Origin of the sequence: Bacillus sp. ILBB4 (genome assembly GCF_035064545.1) — a bacterium.
Classification (GTDB): domain Bacteria; phylum Bacillota; class Bacilli; order Bacillales; family Bacillaceae_H; genus Priestia.
The window spans coordinates 157,000-180,224 of record NZ_JAIQVD010000002.1 but is presented as its reverse complement, the minus strand read 5'-3'; the positions used below and the strand labels follow the sequence as shown (position 1 = coordinate 180,224).

17 protein-coding genes are annotated in these 23,225 nt (G+C 38.0%); 15 read left to right on the top strand and 2 right to left on the bottom strand.

Annotated features, from left to right (window positions below; all coding sequences use genetic code 11):
* The first annotated feature begins 13 nt into the window (after positions 1-13).
* From LAV82_RS07150 to LAV82_RS07125, 6 genes are all read left to right on the top strand, one after another.
* Positions 14-1,267 carry a quaternary amine ABC transporter ATP-binding protein gene (locus tag LAV82_RS07150; RefSeq protein WP_192997566.1) on the top strand — a complete coding sequence of 418 codons (1,254 nt, stop codon included), beginning with the start codon at positions 14-16 and terminating at the stop codon, positions 1,265-1,267.
* Between the two features lie 2 nt (positions 1,268-1,269).
* On the top strand, positions 1,270-2,133 hold the full coding sequence (locus LAV82_RS07145; protein WP_211078078.1) for an ABC transporter permease: 864 nt from the start codon (positions 1,270-1,272) through the stop codon (positions 2,131-2,133).
* 21 nt (positions 2,134-2,154) lie between these two features.
* Entirely contained in the window at positions 2,155-3,036 is an 882-nt protein-coding gene (locus LAV82_RS07140; protein WP_499715805.1) for a glycine betaine ABC transporter substrate-binding protein, read from the top strand.
* A 129-nt stretch (positions 3,037-3,165) separates the two neighbouring features.
* A complete protein-coding gene (locus LAV82_RS07135) occupies positions 3,166-4,218 on the top strand; it encodes a pyruvate kinase (RefSeq protein ID WP_499715803.1) in 1,053 nt (350 codons plus the stop codon).
* Between the two features lie 497 nt (positions 4,219-4,715).
* Complete coding sequence (locus tag LAV82_RS07130) at positions 4,716-7,469, top strand: CHASE3 domain-containing protein (protein ID WP_499715802.1); 2,754 nt, start codon at positions 4,716-4,718, stop codon at positions 7,467-7,469.
* A gap of 18 nt (positions 7,470-7,487) precedes the next feature.
* Positions 7,488-8,342: a CheR family methyltransferase gene (locus tag LAV82_RS07125; protein ID WP_427126867.1), complete on the top strand. Its 855-nt coding sequence runs from the start codon at positions 7,488-7,490 to the stop codon at positions 8,340-8,342.
* Positions 8,343-8,370: 28 nt separating this feature from the next.
* On the opposite strand, the gene LAV82_RS07120 is transcribed toward LAV82_RS07125, so the two are convergent.
* Positions 8,371-9,513: a SpoIIE family protein phosphatase gene (locus LAV82_RS07120; RefSeq protein ID WP_211078075.1), complete on the bottom strand. Its 1,143-nt coding sequence runs from the start codon at positions 9,511-9,513 to the stop codon at positions 8,371-8,373.
* 185 nt (positions 9,514-9,698) lie between these two features.
* The gene (locus tag LAV82_RS07115) at positions 9,699-10,313 is read right to left on the bottom strand and encodes a LysE family translocator (RefSeq protein WP_211078074.1); all 615 of its coding nucleotides are present in this window, start codon (positions 10,311-10,313) and stop codon (positions 9,699-9,701) included.
* Positions 10,314-10,603: 290 nt separating this feature from the next.
* Here LAV82_RS07115 and LAV82_RS07110 point away from each other — a divergent pair, with 290 nt between their 5' ends.
* From LAV82_RS07110 to LAV82_RS07070, 9 genes are all read left to right on the top strand, one after another.
* On the top strand, positions 10,604-11,977 hold the full coding sequence (locus tag LAV82_RS07110; RefSeq protein WP_499715800.1) for an amino acid permease: 1,374 nt from the start codon (positions 10,604-10,606) through the stop codon (positions 11,975-11,977).
* A gap of 172 nt (positions 11,978-12,149) precedes the next feature.
* The gene (locus tag LAV82_RS07105; RefSeq protein WP_013056257.1) at positions 12,150-12,842 is read left to right on the top strand and encodes a Crp/Fnr family transcriptional regulator; all 693 of its coding nucleotides are present in this window, start codon (positions 12,150-12,152) and stop codon (positions 12,840-12,842) included.
* A 36-nt stretch (positions 12,843-12,878) separates the two neighbouring features.
* Positions 12,879-13,595 carry a YjjG family noncanonical pyrimidine nucleotidase gene (locus LAV82_RS07100; RefSeq protein ID WP_499715799.1) on the top strand — a complete coding sequence of 239 codons (717 nt, stop codon included), beginning with the start codon at positions 12,879-12,881 and terminating at the stop codon, positions 13,593-13,595.
* Between the two features lie 230 nt (positions 13,596-13,825).
* Positions 13,826-15,514: a gamma-glutamyltransferase gene (ggt, locus tag LAV82_RS07095; RefSeq protein WP_499715797.1), complete on the top strand. Its 1,689-nt coding sequence runs from the start codon at positions 13,826-13,828 to the stop codon at positions 15,512-15,514.
* 587 nt (positions 15,515-16,101) lie between these two features.
* Positions 16,102-17,556, top strand: a complete 1,455-nt coding sequence (sacB, locus tag LAV82_RS07090) for a levansucrase (protein WP_499715796.1) — start codon at positions 16,102-16,104, stop codon at positions 17,554-17,556.
* A gap of 95 nt (positions 17,557-17,651) precedes the next feature.
* Positions 17,652-19,217, top strand: coding sequence for a glycoside hydrolase family 32 protein (locus LAV82_RS07085; protein WP_211078068.1), 1,566 nt, complete (start codon positions 17,652-17,654; stop codon positions 19,215-19,217).
* Positions 19,218-19,324: 107 nt separating this feature from the next.
* Entirely contained in the window at positions 19,325-19,759 is a 435-nt protein-coding gene (locus tag LAV82_RS07080; protein WP_013056263.1) for a ferritin-like domain-containing protein, read from the top strand.
* Positions 19,760-20,061: 302 nt separating this feature from the next.
* Positions 20,062-21,522 (top strand): MDR family MFS transporter, encoded by a 1,461-nt coding sequence (locus LAV82_RS07075; protein WP_499715794.1) that lies wholly within the window; start codon positions 20,062-20,064, stop codon positions 21,520-21,522.
* Positions 21,523-22,009: 487 nt separating this feature from the next.
* The gene (locus LAV82_RS07070; protein WP_211078066.1) at positions 22,010-23,200 is read left to right on the top strand and encodes a glycine C-acetyltransferase; all 1,191 of its coding nucleotides are present in this window, start codon (positions 22,010-22,012) and stop codon (positions 23,198-23,200) included.
* Positions 23,201-23,225 lie beyond the last annotated feature (25 nt).

Genomic DNA, 23,225 nt, shown 5'->3' with positions numbered 1-23,225 from the left:
AGGGGGAAATAAATTGAGTACAAGCTCTAAACTAACAGAACCCATTATCCGCGTTACCGATGTTTCAAAAGTATTTGGTCGCCAAAAAGAACAGGCTCTTAAGCTACGAGAAGCTGGAGAAAGTAAATATGAAGTCGAACAAGCTACTAAGACAACCGTTGCTATTTACAATGCTCATTTCGAAGTAAAAAAGGGAGAAACCTTTGTGTTAATTGGATTATCAGGAAGCGGGAAATCCACTTTACTTCGATGCTTGAACGGGCTTATAGAACCGACAGAAGGGACGGTATATCTAGAAAACACAGATATTTCTCATATGCCAAAAAGACAGCTTCAGGAAGTCCGGAGAAATAAAATTGGGATGGTCTTTCAAAATGTGGGTCTCCTTCCAAACCGCACTGTGATTGACAACATTACATTCGGTCTAGAGATACAAGGTGTATCAGCAAACGAAAGAGAAAAGCGAGGGAAAAAGGCGCTCGAAATGGTGGGCTTAAATGGACAAGCATATAAAAGAATTTATGAATTATCAGGAGGTATGCAGCAGCGGGTTGGACTAGCGAGAGCTCTTGCTTCTGAACAGGAGATTTTGCTGATGGATGAGCCTTTTTCAGCTTTAGATCCTCTTATTCGAAGAGATATGCAAAAGCTATTTCTTGATATTCAGGGAGAAGTACAAAAAACAGTTATTTTTGTGACGCATGATTTGGATGAAGCATTAACTTTAGGCCACCGGGCTGCCGTGATGAAAGACGGGGAAATTGTACAGCTTGGAACCGCTGAAGATATTTTAAGTCAACCGGCAACTGATTATGTAAAGCTGCTTGTTCAAGACGTTAATTACGGCAAAATTCGCCTTGCTAAAGACGCGGTGGTTCCGGTAGAAACGGCTGCCTATGAGTATGAATCACCGCAAGTCGTATTAAGAAGAATGAGAACCAATCATTTATCTACTATTTTTGTTCTTGATAGCGCTGACCGCTTATTGGGCTTAATGAGCATTTATACAGTGATGGAGCTGATAGAAGCTCATAAGCATGATTTAAAAGGGAAAAAAATGATACAGCCGCATTGTGTTAATCCTGATATGTCTTTACAAGAAATGATTCCTTTATTTACAGACAGTCATTCGCCTGTAGTCATTGTTGATAATCATCATCGCCTACAAGGTATGATTTCCCCAAACACTCTTATTGCAAATCTCACTGAACGTACTGCAGTGACCGAGCAACAAGAAGTTAAGTCATATCAAATGGAGGTCCGATAAATATGATGGTAAATTCCGCGACGATTCCTCGTATCCCTTTAGATAAATGGGCAAACTCATTTGTTGATTACATGATTGATAGTTTTTCAGGTGTATTTACTGGAATCAACCAGATAATGACCAGCTTAATAAGCAGTCTCGAATGGGTATTGACCGCTTCTCCTCCGCTAGTAACGGTCGTTGTTTTTGTTCTATTAGCGCTATGGTTAACAGATTGGAAGATAGCTGTATTTACGTGTTTTGGTTTACTTCTTATTATTAGCTTGAATTTATGGGAAGCATCGATGCTGACCTTATCTCTCGTTTTAGCTTCTACTATTATCTCACTTCTATTTGGCGTTCCTTTAGGCATATTATCACACCGCTTTAGCAAAGTTGGAGCAGTGATAAAGCCCATTCTTGATATTATGCAAACAATGCCTGCTTTTGTTTACTTAATTCCGTCCGTACTTTTATTTGGATTAGGGAATGTTACAGCTCTTATTGCTACTTTTATTTTCGCAATGCCGCCTGCCGTTCGTCTGACGCTGCTTGGGCTTCAGCAAGTCCCCCAAACCACTTTAGAAGCTGCAGAAGCTTTTGGAGCGACGGAATGGCAAAAATTAATTAAAGTCCAGCTGCCGCTCGCTTTGCCTATGATTATGTCGGGTGTAAACCAGGTTATTATGCTATCTCTTTCGATGGTTGTTATTTCTTCAATGGTCGGTGCAGGGGGCTTGGGTGCTGAGGTATTAAGAAGCATCAGTATGTTGGATGTAGGCTTAGGATTTATCGGTGGGATTGCGGTTGTCATTATTGCCGTTATTTTAGATCGTCTGACGCACCTTTCTACTCAAAAAAGAAAAGGTATTCAATCAAGTAAATAAAATGAATAAAGGTGGGAGTATATGAAACAATCAAAAAAATTTTCTTTTATTATGCTAACAATTGTCATTATCCTGCTTGTCTCCGCATGTGGCAATAGCAATACGGCAAGCAGCACGACGACTAAAAAAGAAATTACAATTGGATACATACCATGGGACGAAGCCGTAGCTGTTACGTTTCTATGGAAGGAATTGTTAGAGGGAAAAGGTTATAAAGTTAAAGCAGTTCAAAGCGACGTAGCTCCGCTTTTCTCAGGAGTTGCTCAAGGAAACATTGATTTATTTTTGGATGTATGGATGCCGACCACCCATAGTTCTTACATGAAAAGATTTGGAAAACAAGTTGACGTGCTCGGTACTTGGTATGATCAAGCAGATAGCGGACTGGCCGTTCCCGACTACGTAGACGCGCAGTCACTAGCTGATTTAAAAAATAAGAAAGATGAGTTTAACGGAAAGATTATTAGTATTGAAGCAGGATCTGGAATAAACGGTCTTACTAAAGATCATGCGATGCCAAGCTATGGGTTAACAGACTGGAATTTAGTAGAAAGCAGCACAGCCGCCATGTTATCGGAATTAGATAAAGCCATTGCTAATAAAGAACCCATTGTTGTTACGCTATGGCGCCCGCACTGGGCTTTTGAAAAGTATAATCTCAGATACTTAAAAGATCCCAAACATACGATGAATCCAACTGGACCTGAAAAAATACAGTCGATTAGCAAAAAGACATTTAAAGAAGATTATCCAGAAGCAGCAAAGTGGCTGAAAGGTTTTTCTATTAGTGCCGATCAACTAGCATCTTTAGAATCAGAAATTAACAGTGCAAAAGACGAAACAAAAGGTGTGAAAAACTGGATTTCTAAAAATAAAAAAGTGACGGAAAGCTGGGTAAAGTAATAAAAGGGCTGTCTCTTAGGCAAGTTATTGACTAAGAGGCATTTTTTTGTGGTGATATACCTATTTTTGTATAAAGCTTATCTCTTTTATGGAAATGGGCATCCTACATTAAAAGGATGGTGAAAGGCAGTGGCAATCGATAGAATCTGTACAATTGGACCTGCTAGTAATAAAAAAGATGTACTAGAGAGACTGTTGGAAAAAGGAATGACAATTGCTCGGCTGAATTTATCTCATGGGTCGCATGAAAGTCATAAAACAATTATAGATACGTTAAGGTCTTTAAATTCCTCTATTCAAATTTTAGGAGATTTACAAGGTCCTAAAATTAGACTTGGAGTGACAAAGTCAAAAGAAGTAGTGTTAAAAGAAGGCGCATCGTTTATTTTATATACAGAGCAGATGTCAGGAAATGAAAAAGGAGCCAGCGTTGACTATAAGGATATCGTGAAGGATGTTCAAACAGGAAGCAAAATCTTAATGAATGACGGTCAAGTAGAACTGGTTGTTGAAAGAGTAGAAGAAGATACACTTGTCACAAAGGTAAAAAAGGGCGGATCTATTTCGTCTCATAAAGGAGTGAATTTGCCAGGTGCGCGCGTCCGTTTACCAGCCATTACTGACAAAGATAAAAAAGACATCGTATTCTTATTGAAAGAAAAAGTAGATTTTCTTGCTTGTTCGTTCGTAAGAACCCCTGAACATTTAAAAGACATTAAAGATTTTATCCATTTAAAACATCTAAATACACCAAAGCTGATTGCGAAAGTGGAAACAATGGAAGCTATAGAAAATTTCAAGAAAATATGTGAAGAAGGCGATGGAATTATGATTGCACGAGGAGATTTAGGAGTAGAGCTGCCTTATGAATGGATTCCTTTGCTCCAAAAAACATTAATCCATGAATGCCGGATGCAAAACAAGTATGTGATCACAGCGACACAAATGCTTCAATCAATGGTGAGCAGCGCAATTCCTACAAGGGCTGAGGTGACAGATGTGTTTCAGGCAGTACTTGATGGCACGAATGCAGTGATGCTTTCTGCTGAAACTGCTGCTGGAAAATATCCGATCGAAAGTATAGAAGCGCTTTGTAAAATATCGCATTTTGCTGAAACGCTTCAAAATAAAAATGTTTCGAGTCTCTCAGAGATTTTCGCAATGTTAAAGAGCTCGAGATAAAAAGTACAGCAAGTAGATATGTAAGTTTAAAAAATATATTTAAATTAAAAAAAGTGGCACCGTTTTCTACTATCCAAGTACAATTTAATTAATAAATGCTTTACGTTTCATATGTAAGTATTTATTTATACCTATGTTGTCATGATTTATGTGATTCCCCAAAGCATAAATTACTTTTCATTACCTTATTGTGTACAAAAATATTGTAAGATAGGCTCATGCTTTTAACAGCATGGGCCTATTTTTATAGACAGCTTGAAAATAGATATTTGCAAACTGGAAAATTAATCTTTTCCTCTTGTACAATAAATATTCTTCTGTACAAAAATAGAGTGTATAATAGGAATGTTGAAATGATAGGAAAAAGAGAGAAGCCCTATCAAGTAAAGGAAGATGGAGCGGAGAGTGTGTACTGAAAGTAAAATTGTCCAGCGGCAAAAATAAACATGTTTTTCGAATGCTTCTAGAAGAATATCTAGAATGAAAGTAGGAACATTATGGAAAAGAAAATGAGGTTTGGCATCAAATCCAAAATTATTATTGGATATTTAATTGTTATTGTCTGTTTATTTATTGCATTTATTGTTTTAAACAGTCAAATTTCATCTTTGCAAAAAGAACGAAATTTTATCATTGATCATGATATTGAAGTGCATGATCTGACCAATCGAATTGAAAAACACCTGCTCGATATGGAAACCGGACAAAGAGGCTATATTATTACAGGAGAAGCGAGTTACTTAGAACCTTATAACAGCGCAGCATCAAGTTGGGAAAAAGATTATAATGCACTGTATCAGCTTCTAAATAATAATCCAAATCAGCAGGAGAAACTGGAGAAGATTAAAGGAAGCATTCAAGACTGGATTGAAGCCGCTGGTGAACCGACCATTGCATTAAAAAAAGAAAATAATACAAAAGAGCTTCAGCAGTTTTTTGAGAAAGATCCTGGGCGCCAGTATATGGACGATATACGCAGCCAGTTTACTTCTTTTAGAAATGTAGAGAAAAAATCGACTGAAACAAGAGCAACAGAGTTAGACGAGAAAAATCAAAAAATTAAAATTGGACTTTACGGTTTGCTGTTATTTGTTACGCTTATTTCACTTGCTATCGCTATTGTTTTGTCCAATTCCATTGTGAATACGATTAAAGAAGTTACGCAAACGATCAAACGAATTACGGCTTCAAAAGGCGAGTTAAAAGGAAGAATTAAAGTTCGATCTAATGATGAAATTAAAGATTTAGGGATAGCCACGAACGCGTTGTTAGAAAATATTGAAGAGCGAAACTGGCTTCAAACGAACATTGCTCATGCTGTAACGATGTACCAAGGCATAGCATCTGTAGACAAGCTTGCGGAAAAATTTCTCTTTACGGTTTCAGAAATGACAGGAGCTTCTCTCGGAGCATTTTATGTTCGAGAGGAAAATGATAAAGGAGATCTATTCGTTAAACAAGCAGCTTTTGCAGATAGAAAAAGCGACGCGGGAAGAGAGAGCTTTTTGATAGGCGAAGGGCTCATTGGACAAGCTGCTTTAGAAAAAAGAACCCTTCTCATAAACGATGTACCTGACACTTACCAGCTCATTGCTTCAGGGTTAGGAGACGTAAAACCTAAGAGTATTTTTATTGTACCCGTCTTGTTTGAAGATGAAGTAATTGCAGTTATCGAGCTGGCATCGCTGCACGAATTTACAGTTTTAGAGCAAGAACTTATTAGTCAAGTGATTGAAACGTTTGGTCTCACTATCAATGGTGTAATCAGACGTATGGAAATTGCCCGTCTATTAAAAGAATCTCAGGCGATGACAGAAGAGCTCCAGGCTCAGTCTGAAGAACTTCAAACACAATCAGAAGAACTGCAAATGCAGTCTGAAGAGCTGCGTATGATTAATGAACAGCTAGAAGAAAGAACAAAAGATGCAGAAGAAAAATCGTTTGAATTAGAGGCTGCAAAAGAAGATTTAGAAGAAAAAGCGCATCAGCTGGAATTGAATTCTCAATACAAATCTGAATTCCTTGCTAATATGTCGCACGAGCTTCGAACACCGCTTAACAGCATTCTTATTTTGTCTGAAATGCTTGAGGAAAACGCGGCTAAAACGCTATCTGAAGATGAAGAAGAATATGCTCGTATTATTCATTCTTCAGGAAAAGACTTGTTGGCATTAATCAACGACATCTTGGATTTATCAAAAGTAGAGTCTGGAAAACTAGATGTCTTGCTTGCTGAGATGAATATGAGTGAGCTTCCAGATCAAATTGAACGTAATTTCAGCCACGTTGCTGAACAGAAAAAAGTACAATTAAAAATTAATAAGGCACAAGATGTACCGGACATCATTCACACAGATGAAAAGAGATTCCAGCAAATTGTGAAAAATCTTTTATCAAATGCATTTAAATTTACGGCATCGGGATCTGTCACAGTATCCATTCAACGAGTAGCTGACCATCGTCTTACAACAGCTATGCGTACAGTGGATACGGATTGCTGGCTAGAAATAGCTGTAGCTGATACAGGCATTGGTATACCAAAAGAAAAGCATCAGCTTATTTTTGAAGCGTTTCAGCAGGCGGATGGAGCTACGGTTCGCAAGTACGGAGGAACGGGACTTGGCTTATCTATTTGCAGTGAGTTTGCAAAATTATTGGGGGGCTGGATTTCCCTAAGCAGTGAAGTAGGAAAAGGAAGTACGTTTACACTCTATCTTCCTAGTCTCTCTAACGGTCTTGTTGACTATGAAAAAGTAAATTTTGCATATGAAGAAGTAGCAGTATCTGTAGAAGAAGCTGAACCCGAAGCAGAAATAACTGAAATTGACCATCCTGTACAACCAGTTGAACCTTCATTGCAAGATGATGAAAATGTGTTTCAGGATAAGCGAGTGCTCATCGTAGATGATGACCAGCGCAACATCTTTGCTTTAAAAACTGCGCTAGCTAAACAAGGTATGACCATTATGACAGCTCATAACGGAATAGAGTGTCTTGAAATGATGAAGAATAGTGAACCATTTGATCTCATTTTAATGGATATTATGATGCCGCAAATGGACGGATATGAAGCGATGCAGAAAATTAGAGGAGAGCTAAAGCTTGTTGATTTGCCTATTATTGCACTAACCGCTAAAGCAATGAAAAATGATCGTGAAAAATGCTTGGAAGCCGGAGCATCAGATTATATCAGCAAACCTTTAGATTTAAATCAGCTGTTCTCCGTTATGCGTGTATGGCTAGTAAATTAAGCGGGGTATGAAACATAAATGGATATGAAGCACCTAGATTTAAGTGAAGACTTAGTTATGAATAAAAAAACAGATTTAGAGATTGATTTACTGCTGACGGCTATTTATCGATTAACAGGATTCGATTTCAGACAGTACGCTAAATCTTCTATCTGTCGCCGGGTCTATAATCGAATGAAAATTGAACGTATTCCAACCGTCTCTCGATTGTTAGAAAAAGCGATTCATGAAGAAGAATTTATGAATCAGCTTTTAAATGATTTTTCGATAAATGTAACAGAGATGTTTCGCGATCCAAGCTTTTTTAAAGCATTTCGAACAAAAGTGATTCCGGTATTAAAGGATTATCCGGAAATTCGCATTTGGCACGCTGGCTGTGCAACGGGCGAAGAGGTATTTTCTATGGCGATTCTTTTAGAAGAAGAAGGGTTAATGGATAAAACGGTCATTTACGCAACCGATATGAACGAAGATGTATTAGAAAAAGCAAAACAAGGTGCCTTTTCTTTACGTAAAATGAAGTCATATACAAAAAATTATATTCAAGCCGGTGGAAAAAACGCCTTCTCAGAATATTATCAGACGGATCATCACTATGCATATTTTCATCCGTCGCTGTTAAAAAATATTATCTTTGCTCAGCATAATTTAGTCACGGATCAGTCATTTAATGAATTTCACGTCATCATTTGCCGAAACGTCCTTATTTATTTTACAGCTCAGCTGCAAAATCAAGTGTATAATTTATTTTCAGAAAGCCTGTGTGCAAAAGGATTTCTTGGGCTTGGCGATAAAGAAACGCTTCGCTTTACTGAAGGAGCAGCTTCTTATATCGAGTTTGCAGGGAACGAGCGCATCTATCAAAAGCAATAAAAAAAGACCTCATTTATGAGGTCTTTTTTTATTCTGCTTGTGCTTGAATCATAAGCACGCACATGTCATCAGGCTGATTTAATTTTTGTTCTTCTGAAAAAATTTCATTCATAAATGCCTGCGGATTTGTCCATTTTTGTTCAGTAAGCTTTTGAAGACGAAGAGCAGATTCATTTTCGCAAGGGCCCATTGATTCAAGAGCTCCGTCTGTAAATAGCAAAATTTGCACATCGTTCTCAAAGCTGACAACTGATTTCTGAACGTCCATTTCTTCAAAAAATCCTACAGGGCAGCTTCCTCGTTGAAGAGGAACAAGCGTATGTTCATCCACTAACATATAACCTTCTGGATGCCCGGCATTCACATATTCTACTGTCTTAGCTTCCGTATCAATCACTAAATAAATAGCAGTGAAATAGTAAGGGATTTCATCTTTTTCGCTGTGCAATAATTCCATGTAGCGATTCAACTCTGTAATAACCTGCTCAGGGTCTATGAGAGACTTGATAGCTTCTCTGAGCACAGACGAAATAAACATACAAACAAGCGAGGCAGAGATGCCGTGCCCCATCATATCAAAAAGAATAATTCCGTACCGATGCTCGTCAATTTTGTGCCAATAGTACATATCACCCGCTAATTTAAAAGAAGGATAATATGAAACTTCCATTTGAATATCTTTCTCTCGTAAAGGGGGACTGAGTAAGTTTTGCTGTACGTGCGTAGCTAAATCTAACTCAGTTTGAATTTTCTTTTCATGTTCCGTGTGCCAGTCAATTTCTGCTTTAAGGCGTAAAGCTACCCGCATACGAGCCAGCAGTTCCACTTTATTGATCGGCTTTGTGACGTAATCTGTTCCGCCGGCGTCTAGAGCTTCTACTAATTTGCTGCTGTCTTCTAGAGCTGTGACAAAGATAATTGGAATATGTTTTAAGCGTTCTACCTGTTGAATTCGCCTGCAGGCTTCGATTCCATCAATTTCGGGCATCATAATATCAAGTAAGATCAAATCGACCGAATTCGTTTTTGAGTTCTCATCGTCCAGGTTAAGATAGTCGAAAAGGGCATGGGCAGACGTAAGAGACACACAGTTATCGTAGCCAGCGCCTTTTAAAATTTTTTCAATCACAAATAGATTGACTTGATTGTCATCTACTAGAAGAATGGTCATGCTTTATTTCCCCTTATTATGTTTGAAGACTAATCATTGAGTATGTAGTTTTCAAGCATTTTTATACTTTTTCTGTTTTTCTATTTATCTATTATACAGAAAAGACAGCGTTTAGGGTATTTTTTAAGATTATTCTTTTCTATTAAACAAGTTATTCGCTCCCAGAAAAGGAGACAAATGACTTTTTATAGCAACTTGTATAACGCAAATATCCCGAAAGTCAGTACAACCGCTCCCGAAATACGATTTACCCAGATAAAGCTGTTATTCGTAAACTTCGACCGGGCGAGACTAATAGCAAAACTGAGCGAAAGCCACCAGCAGGCCGATCCTAAAAATACGCCTGCAACCATTGTCAAAGCAGAAGCAGCATCAAATGCTGATTTACTAATGCCTACACCAGAAAATACGCCAATAAAAAATAAGATCGTCATTGGATTCGTAACCGTTAAAAAAAGAACGGATGTATAAGAACGAAGCAAACCCCCTCCTTTAGCAGCGGCAGCGTGCTCTGCAGGTTGAGAACGAAAGGTTTGTACACCTAAATAACATAAAAATAATCCCCCAATCAGCTGAAGCCAAATCTTTTGGGTCAGTAAAAAGGTTGTAATGAACGTTAGGCCAAACGCAGCGATGCATCCATAAAGAGCATCTGCTGTAGCTGCTCCCAGCCCGGATACAAATCCGTGTAATCGCCCTTTAGATAACGTGCGATTAATACATAAAATACCAATGGGACCGACGGGAGCAGCAACGGAAAAACCGATCACTAACCCCTTTAGAAAATAAAATAAGTTCATCTTTTACGTTGCTCCTATGAAGTTTTTCTTTAGTATAGTACAAAAGCAATCATGAATGAAGCCAATTTTGAGAAAGTTGTTAACACATGTTTTTAGTCTGTTCGGGTACATCATGATAGTGTTATAAAAAAACATCACTAGTAAATTTGTTTTAATCATTAAAAAGTTAAAAAACTAAATTATTTTACACAGAAATTTAAATGTAGTAAAATAATTCACTGTTACATATATAGAAAGATCTACCACTAAAAAGTAGTCATTCGTAATGAGATAAAGAGAGGTTAGTCATCATGAGTAATCTGTTTGCAAAAAAAGATGTTAACAAGCTGTTAGAGGAAAATGCAGCAAAAGAATCAACTAAGACACTAGGGTTATTTGATGTGATTTTGATGGGAGTAGGAGCAACTATTGGGACAGGAGTTCTGGTTATAGCAGGGTTAGTTGCCGCGAGGGATGCAGGGCCCTCGGTCTCCATTTCCTTTGTTATTTCTGCAGTAGCCTGTATTCTTGTTGCGCTGTGTTATGCAGAATTTGGTTCAGCTATTCCAAGTTCAGGAGGCGCATATACATACATATATGTTTCACTAGGAAAATTTGTAGCGCATTTGATAGGGTGGTCCATCGTGGGATGTTATACGGTATCTTTAGCTTCCGTAGCGGGCGGATGGTCATCTTATGTGAATAATGTGCTTACTGAATTTGGTATTAGACTTCCTGAATCGTTCACGGCCATACCAAGCGGTGGAGGTATTATTAATCTTCCTGCGGTATTTATTGTGCTGTGCATATCGTTTTTACTAACAAGAGGGGTAAAAGAAAGTAAAAAAATAAATAACTTAATGGTTTTAATCAAGATAGGTATTGTTCTTTTATTTGTAGCCGTCGGCGTCTTTTTTATTCATACAAATAACTGGCACCCATTTACCCCTTTTGGTGTGAAAGGAATCTTTGCAGGCGCAGCTTCCGTCTTTTTTGCTTATAACGGATTTGATGCCATTTCTACTTCGGCAGAAGAAGTGAAAAATCCGCAAAGAAACTTGCCGCTAGGCATTTTGATTGCACTAAGTGTTTGTGCAGTCATTTACGTAGTAATTGCATTAGTATTAACAGGAATGGTTTCTTATAAAGAGCTAAACGTAGGTGATGCGTTGTCATATGCGCTCAATAGTGTAGGACAAGAATGGGCAGCGCTCATTGTATCTATAGGAGCGGTTATTGGTATTATGGCCGTCGTATTTGCTTATTTGTTTGTCGTGCCTCGCATACTGATGTCAATGAGCCATGATGGATTATTGCCGTCTCTTTTTGCGAAAGTAAACCGAAAAAACAGCGAACCTGTCATATCCACATGGCTTGTGGGCGCGTTAGGCGCTGTTGTAGCTGGTTTTGTTGATTTAAAACAGCTGGCAGATTTAGCGAATATGCTAGCGATTGTCACGTTTGCTGCCGTTTCATTTTCGATTTTGACTCTGCGAAAAACTCAGCCTAACCTAAAACGCGGTTTCAAAGTACCTTTTGTACCATTTATTCCAATTATTTCTATTCTTTGCTGTATCTTTCTTATGTTCAACTTATCAATGAAAACGTGGATGTATTCAATCGGCTGGATGCTGATTGGCGTCTTTATTTACGTTGGATACGGTAGAAATAAAAAGAGCGTTTAGCAAAAAAAGACTCTAAGCGAACAAGCTAGAGTCTTTTTTGTGTATATATTTATCTTGAAAGTGAGCTATGAACATAACGTAAAAATTAAAAATTTATTTGAGACATATGTCCTTTTTGTTTTAGGAAATGTTATTGTTTAATAAAAGAAACCGTTATGATGGAGAGGAAAACATGAGGGAAATTACGAGTGAGAAACAGCTGATGGAGTATATAAATACTTATAAATTAGAGTCGGTTTTCAAAAAAGAGTTACTACCGCATTTGTCATTGTATGATGTCGAGGCAGGGGAACGTCTTTGTTCTCAAGGAGATGCGTCTCACTGTTTGTACATATTGATGAAAGGCAAGGTTAAAGTTTATACCATATCGCCCGAAGGCAAGACGCTTGTTCTTTCCTTTAAACAGCCCCTTGAAGTAATAGGCGATATTGAGTATGTACAAGATGTTGATATTATGAATACGGTTGAAGCCGTTTCACCTTTAGTTGTTATCGGTATACCGTACAAACGATTAAAACAGCATGCGAGCAATGATCCACAGCTGCTGACGTTTTTACTGGAAATGCTCACAAAAAAGTTTTGTGCAAAATCGAACTCGCTAAGCTTTAATTTAATGTACCCAGTTGAAGTGCGGCTGGCTAGTTACTTGCTCTCTATTTTTTGTGAAGAATCGCATTTGGTTATGAATCAAAAAACAGAAAGCTTAAAAGATATAGCTAACTTAATCGGAACGACTTACCGGCATTTAAATCGTGTTCTTCAGAAATTTGTAGCGCAAGGAGTTATTGAAAAAAAGAAAGGCTCCATTATTCTCAAAGATAAGGAAAAACTGAGCTGTCTAGCAAACGACAATATATACGAGTAGACAAAGTAATAGATTAGTTGAAGGAGAGAGAGAAGAATGAAAACATACCGAACGCTGCTATTTGACATTGATAATACGCTTTTAGATTTTAACGCAGCTGAAGACCAGGCTTTAAAGCTTCTTTTTGCTAACCACGATATTCCGCTGACTGAGGAAAGCAAAAAACGTTATAGCTTGATAAACCAGGGGTTATGGACAGCTTTTGAAGAAAATAAAATAAGCCGTGAGCAAGTTGTAAATACTCGGTTTTCTACTCTATGTAAAGAATATGGAATAGAAAAAGACGGAAAGCTACTTGAAGCGGAGTACCGAACGTATTTGAACAATGGTCATCAGCTAATTGACGGAGCAATTGAGGTAATTAAAAACCTGAACTGTCACTATGAGTTATATGTTGTTACAAATGGCGTATCGGCTACGCAATATAAGCGTCTTCAGGACTCAGGTCTATATCCTTATTTTAAAGAAGTATTTGTTTCAGAAGATACGGGCTTTCAAAAGCCTATGAAGGAATATTTTGATTATGTTTTTTCACGTATAACAGAGTTGTCCGTACATGAAACATTAATTATTGGAGATTCTTTGAGTGCAGACATTCAAGGCGGGCAGCTGGCGGGTATTGACACGTGCTGGTTTAATCCTCAGAAAAAAAAGAATGATACAAATTGGAATTCAACCTATGAAATAGGAAGACTTCTAGAGCTTTATGACCTGCTGAACGTAAATAATGAAGTAGCTTGGGTACAAGTGTAAAAGTGTATAAACGTTAGAAAACGCAAAAAGTGCTAACCTTTTCTTTAAACAAAAAGGGTTGGCACTTTTTCTATTTTACGGCTTTCAAAGGCTTAAAATACGCTAGGGATATTGGTCTATAAATAGGATGGTTAAAGTAATCAATACAAATTTAAACAGTTTTATTTCAAAAGCAATAGGGTATTTTACCAATATCCCAGATAAAGTAAGTAACTAGGAGGTCGTAAAAGATGATTAATGGCAAAAGTTTATCTCGTTCAGGAAAGAGTTCATATAGAAGAGAAACAGCGGTTGGAAAAACAGGAATGGTAGCCAGTGCTCATCCAATTGCAACAGACGCCGGAGAACAAGTGCTAAAAGCCGGAGGCAATGCAATTGATGCAGCAATTGCCGTTCAGTTTGGGCTCAACGTTGGAGAGCCGATGATGACGGGTATTGGAGGCAGCGGCTTTTTTATGGTATACCACAATGAAAGCAAAACAACTAAAATTTTTGACGGGCATTCTCAGGCTCCTAAAGCAGCCTATCCTGAAATGTTTCTTGATGAAAATAAAGAAGTTATTCCGTTTAGAAAGCGTTCTACTCATGCAACGGCAATTGGAATTCCAGGGATTTTAAAGGCGATGGAAGCAGCTCGTAAAGAGTATGGAACAAAACCCCTTGCTGAATTGATTGAACCGGCTGCCAAAGCAGCAGAAGCAGGTGTGGAAACAAACTGGGTTCTTGGAGATATTTTAAAAACATACGCCTACCGATTAGGAGAACATGCTAAGCAGCTATATTCCCCAAACGGCAAGCCTATGCAAGAAGGAGATATGATTAATAAAAAAGATCTTGCTAAAACCTTTCGCATTCTTCAAGAAAAAGGTATTGAGGCTTTTTATGAAGGTGAAATTGCAGAAGCCATTATTTCAACGATCAAAGAGCACGGCGGTTTTATGGAACTGTCGGATTTGAAAGAATACCAGATTAAGATCGATGAGCCCGTGTGGGGAGATTATAAAGGATACCGGATTGCTTCTTCCAACATGCCTAGTGCAGGAGGAACCACCGTGCTGCAAATCTTAAAGCTATTAGAGGACTTTGATGTGTCTCAGTACGACGTGAAATCCTGGGAAAAGTATTATTTGTTTGCAGAAGCTATGCGTATTGCATTTTCAGATAAAATTGCATTCTCTGGAGATCCAGCCTACAGTGATATTCCATTAAAAGGGCTTTTAAATGATGAATATATAAAGGAACGTCAAAAATTGATTAATTGGAAGCATAAAAATGAGAAAGTTGATTTTGGCAACCCGTGGAATTACGAGAAAGGCCAAAAAGTGAATGTTGTACGTCAGCCTTATGAACCTGAACGTGAGCTTAGTGAAACAACTCACTTCACGGTAGTTGACCGCTGGGGCAATATTGTCGCTTGTACATCAACTGTGGAACATCCTTTTGGTACAGGAATTATGGTTAAAGACCATGGGTTTTTACTCAATAACGAGCTTACTGATTTTGATGCTATTCCTGGAGGGTTAAATCAAGCGGATGCAGGAAAGCGTCCGGTTAGCTGTAAAAGCCCAACCATCGTTTTTAAAGACAGCGAACCGGTACTCACTTTAGGGTCTCCAGGCGGACCAACGATTGTAGGGTCTGTGTTTCAAACGCTTATGAATGTCTTAGACTATGGAATGGATATAAAAGAAGCGATTGAAGAACCAAGAATTTTTAATAGTACAGGATCACTTATCGGTTGGGAAGCCGGAGTGGATATGAATGCCAAAGGAGAGCTAGAAGCCATGGGATTTAATTTTGGAGATGAGCCATTCCCAATCGGAAATGTTCAAGGTATTCAAATTGATAAAGAAACCGGCCGTTTATTTGGAGCAGCTGATTCCAGCCGTGAAGGAAAAGCAACTGGTTTAGACTCTTAATATTCAAAAAATGCATTATACGCTCTCCCTTTTGTAAAAAGGGAGAGCGTATAATGTATTAAAAAAGATAAAAATGAGTAGGTAAAAAGAAGGAATATTTTTTTTAAAAAACATACTTTAGACCTTTATTATTATCATTCTAATCTTTAGAAAGGAAAAAGAATAGAACGTTTTCATGTCCGGCTAATAAAAAAAGTACTGATTTTTCAAGAGATTGATGAAAACAGAATGGTCGGAAAGTATAGAAAATGGAATAGCGCTTTCAATGCTGGAAAGATAAAGTGTTTAATCATGTAGAAAGTATAAAACGCAACGGCTGGAAATCGTGGTTTGAAATATAAAAAAAGCCTTACACTTTTGTGGGAAAAACGGTTACATAAAAAAGGCTCTTACACGTAAACTTTGGTCCTAGTTACAGCTCAAGGAGAAAGTTGGAAATGAGAAATAGCTACATTTGGCATGTTTGACTTTCGGCATTTATCCAAGTAATCTTTTGGTTGAACGGAACCGGTTCTGTTTTTGGATTTTTGATAGCTAATTGAATTAATAAATTTATATTCTTTACTAATCACAAAAGGAGAAAACATATGAAAATGAAAAGAGTTGCTAAGCATACAACTGCTGCTACATTGGCTGCAGCCCTACTAGTAGGCGGGGGATATCAAACATTTGCTAAAGGAAACGACAGCAAAGACTTTAATAATAGCTACGGAATTTCGCATATTACTCGCGATAATATGGTGAAAATTCCACAGCAGCAAAACAGTGATCAGTTTAAAGTTCCTGCTTTTGATGAATCAACTATTAAAAACATTGCTTCTGCTAAAGGAAAAGATGCATCGGGAAATACAATTGACTTAGATGTATGGGACAGCTGGCCATTACAAAATGCTGATGGAACCGTAGCGACTTATCATGGATATCAAATTGTGTTTGCCCTAGCAGGTGATCCAAAAGATTCGAATGACACGTCTGTTTATCTTTTCTATAAAAAAGCTGGAGACAAATCAATTGACAGCTGGAAAAATGCTGGAAGAGTGTTTAAAGACAGCGATAAATTCGTTCCAAATGACCCGCATCTTAAAAATCAAACACAAGAATGGTCTGGTTCTGCCACGTTAACAAAAGATGGTAAAGTTCGTTTGTTCTACACGGATTATTCAGGTAAACAATACGGAAAACAAACGTTAACGACAGCTCAAGTGAACATGTCTCAGCCAAACGATAATACGTTAAAAGTTGACGGAGTAGAAGATTACAAGTCAATCTTTGACGGTGACGGAAAGATTTATCAAACGGTTCAGCAGTTTATTGATGAAGGCGGTTATGACACAGGGGATAACCATACGCTAAGAGATCCTCATTACATAGAAGACAACGGACATAAGTACCTTGTTTTCGAAGCTAACACAGGAACAGAAGATGGCTATCAAGGCGAAGACTCTCTATATAACAGAGCATACTACGGAGGAAATAACCCTTTCTTCCAATCTGAAAAGAAAAAGCTTCTTGAAGGATCTAATAAAGAAAAAGCTTCTTTAGCAAACGGAGCTTTGGGCATTATTGAGTTAAATGATGACTATACGCTCAAAAAAGTAATGAAGCCGCTTATTACATCAAACACAGTTACAGACGAAATTGAACGTGCAAACATTTTCAAAAAAGATGGAAAATGGTACTTGTTCACCGATTCTCGCGGATCTAAAATGACGATTGATGGAATCGGACAAGATGATGTGTATATGCTAGGCTATGTTTCAAATACGTTAACAGGAAAATATAAGCCTTTAAATGATACAGGATTAGTTCTTCATATGGATTTAGATCCTAATGATAAAACATTTACGTATTCTCACTTTGCTGTACCTCAAACAAAAGGCGATAATGTCGTTATTACAAGCTACATGACAAATAGAGGCTTTTATGAAGACAACCACTCTACATTTGCACCAAGCTTCTTAGTGAACATTGACGGTTCAAAAACATCTGTTGTAAAAGATAGTATTCTTGAGCAAGGTCAGTTAACAGTGGATGAAGACTGAGCGCTTTGCAATAGCAACAAAAGAAAATGGTGATTGTAATCACCATTTTCTTTTGTTTTATTCGATGTAGACAAAAAGAGAAAGGCGGGGTTTGTTTGAAGAAAAAAGGTGCTTATAAATGGATAATGCTTGCCGTTCTTTTAGTTGTAATAGCCGGACTCATTATAGCAGGCGTATCCAAAAAAGAGGATACAAAAGATCAAGGAAAAGAAAAAGGGAATAAAAGTGAATCCACTTATCGCCCGGTGTATCACTTTAGCACGCCTGATAAATGGAAAAATGATCCTCAAAAGCCTATTTATTTTGACGGGGAGTATCATTACTATTACTTATACAATCATGATTACCCTAAAGGCAACGGGACGGAATGGCGACATGCAACGTCTAAAGATTTGGTTCACTGGAAAGATGAAGGAGTAGCTATTCCAAAGTATACAAATAAAAATGGCGATATATGGTCCGGATCCGTTGTAGAAGATAAAGAGAATACAGCAGGCTTTGGTAAAGGCGCAATTGTAGCGGTTATGACCCAGCCTTCTGCTGATGGACAAAAACAAGAACAGTATCTATGGTATAGTACCGATAGAGGAAAAACCTTTAAATCATATAGCAAAAATCCTATCATGCCTAATCCAGGCACCAAAGATTTTAGAGATCCCAAAGTCATATGGGATAATGAACATGACAAGTGGGTTCTCGTCATGTCAGAAGGTGAAAAAATCGGATTTTATGAATCTTCTAATCTAAAGGATTGGACGTACACGGGAGGACTTGTAACTAAAGATATTGGCATTACCGAATGTCCAGATCTTTTTCAAATGAAGGCAGATGACGGGACAGTTAAGTGGGTTCTCGGGACAAGTGCAAATGGAAAAGAAAGCGGAAAGCCAAACACCTATGCTTATTGGACAGGAAATTACGATGGAACAACATTCACTCCCGATATGGATGAGCCACAATGGCTCGATCATGGCTTTGATTGGTACGGAGCAGTCACGTTTGAAGACGGTAAAAATACAGGTTCCTTAGAAAAACGCTACGCTTTTGCATGGATGAACAACTGGGATTATCCAGATAAGACGCCAACGATGAAAGAAGGGTTTAACGGCTTCGATTCAGTAACCCGTGAAGTTACGCTTTCAAAACAAGACGACGATCAGTACAGCCTGTTATCAAAGCCTGTTAAAGAATTAAATCAGCTAACTTATTCAACAAACTCTCTTGAACAAGTAGAAGTAAACGGAGAGAAAAAGTTAAAGATAAAAGGTGAAGCTTATCAGCTTGATACAGATATTTCATGGTCAGATGCAGAAAATGTAGGCTTACGACTTCGAGAGTCCGCAGATCAAAAGCGGCACATTGATGTGGGCATTTTTGCAAAAGATAACGTCTCGTATGTGAACAGAAGCTATAGCAATCAGCCTGATCAAAGCAAAAAGTATGTGGAAAGCCGTGATTATTTTGATGCAGGCAAGAAAAATGTTCATTTGAAGATATTGGTAGATGAAACAAGCATTGAAGTCTTTATTGATGATGGAAAAACCGTGCATTCTAGCGAGGTGTTTCCGCGTCACAACGACCAAGGAATTACGCTTTTCTCTCAAGGAGGAACGGCTCTCTTTAAAAATATAGAAATCAAACATCTTCGCTCCATTCAGTAATTTCCCTACTTTTAAAAAGAAAGAGCAGAATATCGCCTTATTGCGGTTTAGGACTAGGTAAAAAGGGTACATGTCTACTAACAGCAAATGAAAGGGTGTTTATTCAAATGGAAGAGAAAATGAGACAACTAATAGAGGGACTTAATACCGATTTAGCGGGTGAATATTCGGCGGTTATTCAGTACACTTACTATGCGTCTACAGTAACCGGCCTAGAATATCAAATTTTAAAACCTTTCTTTGAAGGAGAAATTCCTGACGAGCAAGGACACGCCCTTTATTTATCAGAAAAAATCAAAAACCTTGGCGGTGAACCAACAACAAAGCCGGCTGAGGTGAAGCACGTTTCAAACGTGACGGAAATGCTTAAAGAAGCGAGCAAGGCTGAAAAAGAAACTATCCAGCGCTACGAAGAGCGTAAAAAGCAAGCCGAAGAGTTAGGGTTAACAGAGCTTGTTGTAAAGCTTGAAGATATGATTGCAGATGAAACAAATCATATGGAAGAAATGGAACGTTTATTAAAAGATCCCCGACTAAGCTAATCATACAAAATTACAAAAAAGCATCCCGTACCAGGTATTACGGGATGCTTTTTTGCAATTTAAAAAGGAAATAAAACATCATGTAAGCATGTTTCTATCAATGAGAGGAAAGTCATATTTTTGAAATTATCTATCGCTTTGAAAAAATTTATAGTAAAATAATTATTTGGCTGCATATGGCAGCAACTATATGCGGGGTATCACATACATATAAAGGTTAAAAGGGTATCCGTATATTGAAACCGCTTTTATCTTCTATAAGAAAAACCATGGTATGCCCGCAGTTGCAAGGAGAGAGAAAGATGAGGAAACGAATCATGACAGCGCTGCTGCTTGTCACTGTTTTAGCTGCAATGGAAGGAACCATTGTCAGTACGGCTGTTCCAAGAATTACAAGTGATTTGTCGGGCATTGAGCTAGTTAGCTGGGTATATGCCATTTATATGCTGACAACTGCTGTATCTACACCTATATACGGAAAGTTAGCGGATCTATTCGGCCGCAAAAAAGTTATGCTTGTTGGAATCATTATTTTCTTAATTGGATCGATACTTTGCGGACTTAGCTTTTCAATGCAGCAATTAATTGTCTATAGAGCTATCCAAGGGCTAGGCGCCGGGGTCGTTATGCCGCTTACAATGATTATTATTGGCGACTTGTATGAAGAAGCAAAAGAAAGAGCCAAAGCGCAAGGGTGGATTAGCGCAGTTTGGGGAGTTGCGGGAGTTCTCGGGCCTCTTCTTGGGGGATTCTTAGTGGATACGCTGTCTTGGCGCTATATTTTCTTTTTAAATATACCGTTTGGACTAATGGCTTTTTTTGTTCTTTTATTAAACTATAAAGAAGAAGTGGTAAAAGAAAAACGCTATATCGATTATATTGGAGCGGTGACGTTTTCAGTGGGAACAATTGCGTTTTTATATGCGCTTTTAACCGGAAGTCAGCATCAAAACTGGGGAGATCTCACCATTATAGGGTTATTTGTTCTAGCTGTTCTAACATTCATTGGCTTTATTTATATAGAAAAGAAATCTCCCGAACCTCTTATCCCGCTTGAACTGTTTTCCATTCGAAGTGTATCTGTTATAAACTTATTAACACTTCTTGTGGGATCAGTAGTTATTAGTATTACGGTCTACCTTCCAATTTGGAGTCAAGGAGTGCTGGGGAAAAGTGCAACCGCTGCTGGTTTTGTATTAATGCCTATGCCAGTATGCTGGACGATTGGTTCACTGCTTTCAGGGAATTTAGTAGGGCGTCTTAAAACGCACTCCATCCTTACGCTGGGCACGGCAATTGTAAGTACGGCTTGTTTTATGCTGTTTTTAGTTTCCACCCACTCACCCGTATTTTTAATTTATGTAGCCGTTGGGGTCCTTGGGTTAGGAATGGGTATTATTACGCCTATTTTTATGCTAGTTATTCAATCAGCGGTCCCGGCTAGCAAAAGAGGAGTAGCGGTGGCTCTTAATACGTTTACAAATACATTTAGTCAAACGCTAGGTTCTGCGGTGTTTGGTACAATCTTTAACTTAGTGACACTTTCACAAGCAAAGAAATTAGGGCAAGAAAATTTAAATGCTTCGTTTGAGACAGGCGGAGTACCAGCAGAAGAACTGTCAAAGCTGCATGAAATTCTTGCATCGGGTGTTCACATTATTTACAGTGGAACGTTTTTAGCTGCATTACTAAGCTTTGCTGTTTCATGCTTATTAGTAAAAAACGAACATAAAAAAATAAAGACCATATCTATGCAAAAGTAACGGAAGAGGCTGTTACAAAAGTATTTTAGTTGAAGGACCATCCGAACGAGTTTGATTAAGAACCAAACTCGTTCGGATTTTTTTATGGGTATGGTGAGTGTAGGTTTCATGTATGTGGCTGCTTCTAGCTGTTGATTGGATTGATTTCGTTATATATCAGTGTCTTCCTTAAAAGAATTATCAAAGAAAGAAAATAAAAAAGATATTGTCTGATAACGTTCCCGTAAACTCATTCATAATAAGAAAGATTCTTATCAATGCAGAAAATTTTTTATTTTTTGTTTTTTTAGTATGGACATTTATCTAGTTGTTTATTATTATGAATTCTATAAGCATTGAATTTTAAGCGCTTTCAAAAGAAACATTTGTCTTTCTCAGGAATACACTTTATTTTTAACTCATATACTGTAAGTGCTTAGATTAATCTTTTAATGGGGAAAAGAGAAGTTTATAAGACGTGTTGAACAACAATGAGGAGGTATGGAAGATGACAAGCAGACGTTTAAAAGAATTCTTGAATAATAATTTAGAAGATTTAAAAGATAAAGGATTATACAATGTCATTAATCCGGTAGAGGGGCCAAACGGACCTGTGATTCAAATTGAGGGAAAGCAATTAATTAATTTATCATCCAACAATTATTTGGGTCTTGCTACAGACGAGAGGCTTATTAATGCGTGCAACGAAGCCACTGAAAAATACGGAGTGGGGGCTGGAGCTGTCCGAACGATTAATGGAACTCTAGATATTCATATTAAGCTAGAGGAAAAGCTAGCCGAGTTTAAGCATACAGAAGCAGCTATAGCTTATCAGTCTGGCTTTAACTGTAATATGGCAGCCATCTCCGCGGTTATGGATAAACATGATGCGATTTTATCAGATGAGCTGAATCACGCTTCAATTATTGACGGATGCCGGCTATCAAAAGCAAAAATTATTCCTTTTAAGCATTCAGATATGGAAGATCTTCGTGCAAAAGCAGGCGAAGCACAAAAATCCGGTTTATATAATAAAATAATGGTAATTACCGATGGTGTATTCTCAATGGATGGAGACATTGCTAAGCTTCCGGAAATTGTAGAAATCGCAGAGGAATTTGACTTAATCACATACGTAGATGATGCTCACGGGTCGGGCGTATTAGGGAACGCCATGGGCACAGTCAAACATTTTGGCTTATCTGAAAAAGTAGACTTCCAGATTGGAACATTATCAAAAGCGATTGGAGCTGTAGGTGGGTATGTGGCCGGAAAAAAAGACTTAATCGACTGGTTAAAAGTAAGAAGTCGTCCGTTTTTGTTTTCGACTGCTATTACACCAGGCACGGCTGCTGCCTGTATGAAAGCAATTGAAATCCTAAGCACAAGTACAGAACTGCAGCAGCAAATGTGGGAAAACAGCCGGTATTTAAAGCAAGGATTAAAAGAACTAGGCTTTAACATTGGAGAAAGTGAAACACCTATCACTCCGTGCATCATAGGAGATGAAAACCAAACGCAGATTTTTAGTGAGAGATTAATAGAAGAAGGGGTATACGCTAAATCAATTGTTTTCCCAACCGTTCCAAGAGGGACAGGACGCGTTCGCAATATGCCGACGGCTGCTCATACGAAAGAAATGTTAGATGAAGCACTTCGTATCTACAAAAAGGTAGGCAAGGAAATGAAATTAATCTAAACGTTTAGTCTAGGCAGTACACGAG

Bases quoted from the DNA above. Each gene is read 5' to 3' on its own strand.
- LAV82_RS07145 (WP_211078078.1), top strand. From the start codon at position 1,270: ATGATGGTAAATTCCGCGACGATTCCTCGTATCCCTTTAGATAAATGG.
- LAV82_RS07140 (WP_499715805.1), top strand. From the start codon at position 2,155: ATGAAACAATCAAAAAAATTTTCTTTTATTATGCTAACAATTGTCATT.
- LAV82_RS07130 (WP_499715802.1), top strand. From the start codon at position 4,716: ATGGAAAAGAAAATGAGGTTTGGCATCAAATCCAAAATTATTATTGGA.
- LAV82_RS07125 (WP_427126867.1), top strand. From the start codon at position 7,488: ATGGATATGAAGCACCTAGATTTAAGTGAAGACTTAGTTATGAATAAA.
- LAV82_RS07120 (WP_211078075.1), bottom strand. From the start codon at position 9,513: ATGACCATTCTTCTAGTAGATGACAATCAAGTCAATCTATTTGTGATT.
- LAV82_RS07115 (WP_211078074.1), bottom strand. From the start codon at position 10,313: ATGAACTTATTTTATTTTCTAAAGGGGTTAGTGATCGGTTTTTCCGTT.
- LAV82_RS07110 (WP_499715800.1), top strand. From the start codon at position 10,604: ATGAGTAATCTGTTTGCAAAAAAAGATGTTAACAAGCTGTTAGAGGAA.
- LAV82_RS07105 (WP_013056257.1), top strand. From the start codon at position 12,150: ATGAGGGAAATTACGAGTGAGAAACAGCTGATGGAGTATATAAATACT.
- LAV82_RS07100 (WP_499715799.1), top strand. From the start codon at position 12,879: ATGAAAACATACCGAACGCTGCTATTTGACATTGATAATACGCTTTTA.
- ggt (WP_499715797.1), top strand. From the start codon at position 13,826: ATGATTAATGGCAAAAGTTTATCTCGTTCAGGAAAGAGTTCATATAGA.
- sacB (WP_499715796.1), top strand. From the start codon at position 16,102: ATGAAAATGAAAAGAGTTGCTAAGCATACAACTGCTGCTACATTGGCT.
- LAV82_RS07080 (WP_013056263.1), top strand. From the start codon at position 19,325: ATGGAAGAGAAAATGAGACAACTAATAGAGGGACTTAATACCGATTTA.
- LAV82_RS07075 (WP_499715794.1), top strand. From the start codon at position 20,062: ATGAGGAAACGAATCATGACAGCGCTGCTGCTTGTCACTGTTTTAGCT.
- LAV82_RS07070 (WP_211078066.1), top strand. From the start codon at position 22,010: ATGACAAGCAGACGTTTAAAAGAATTCTTGAATAATAATTTAGAAGAT.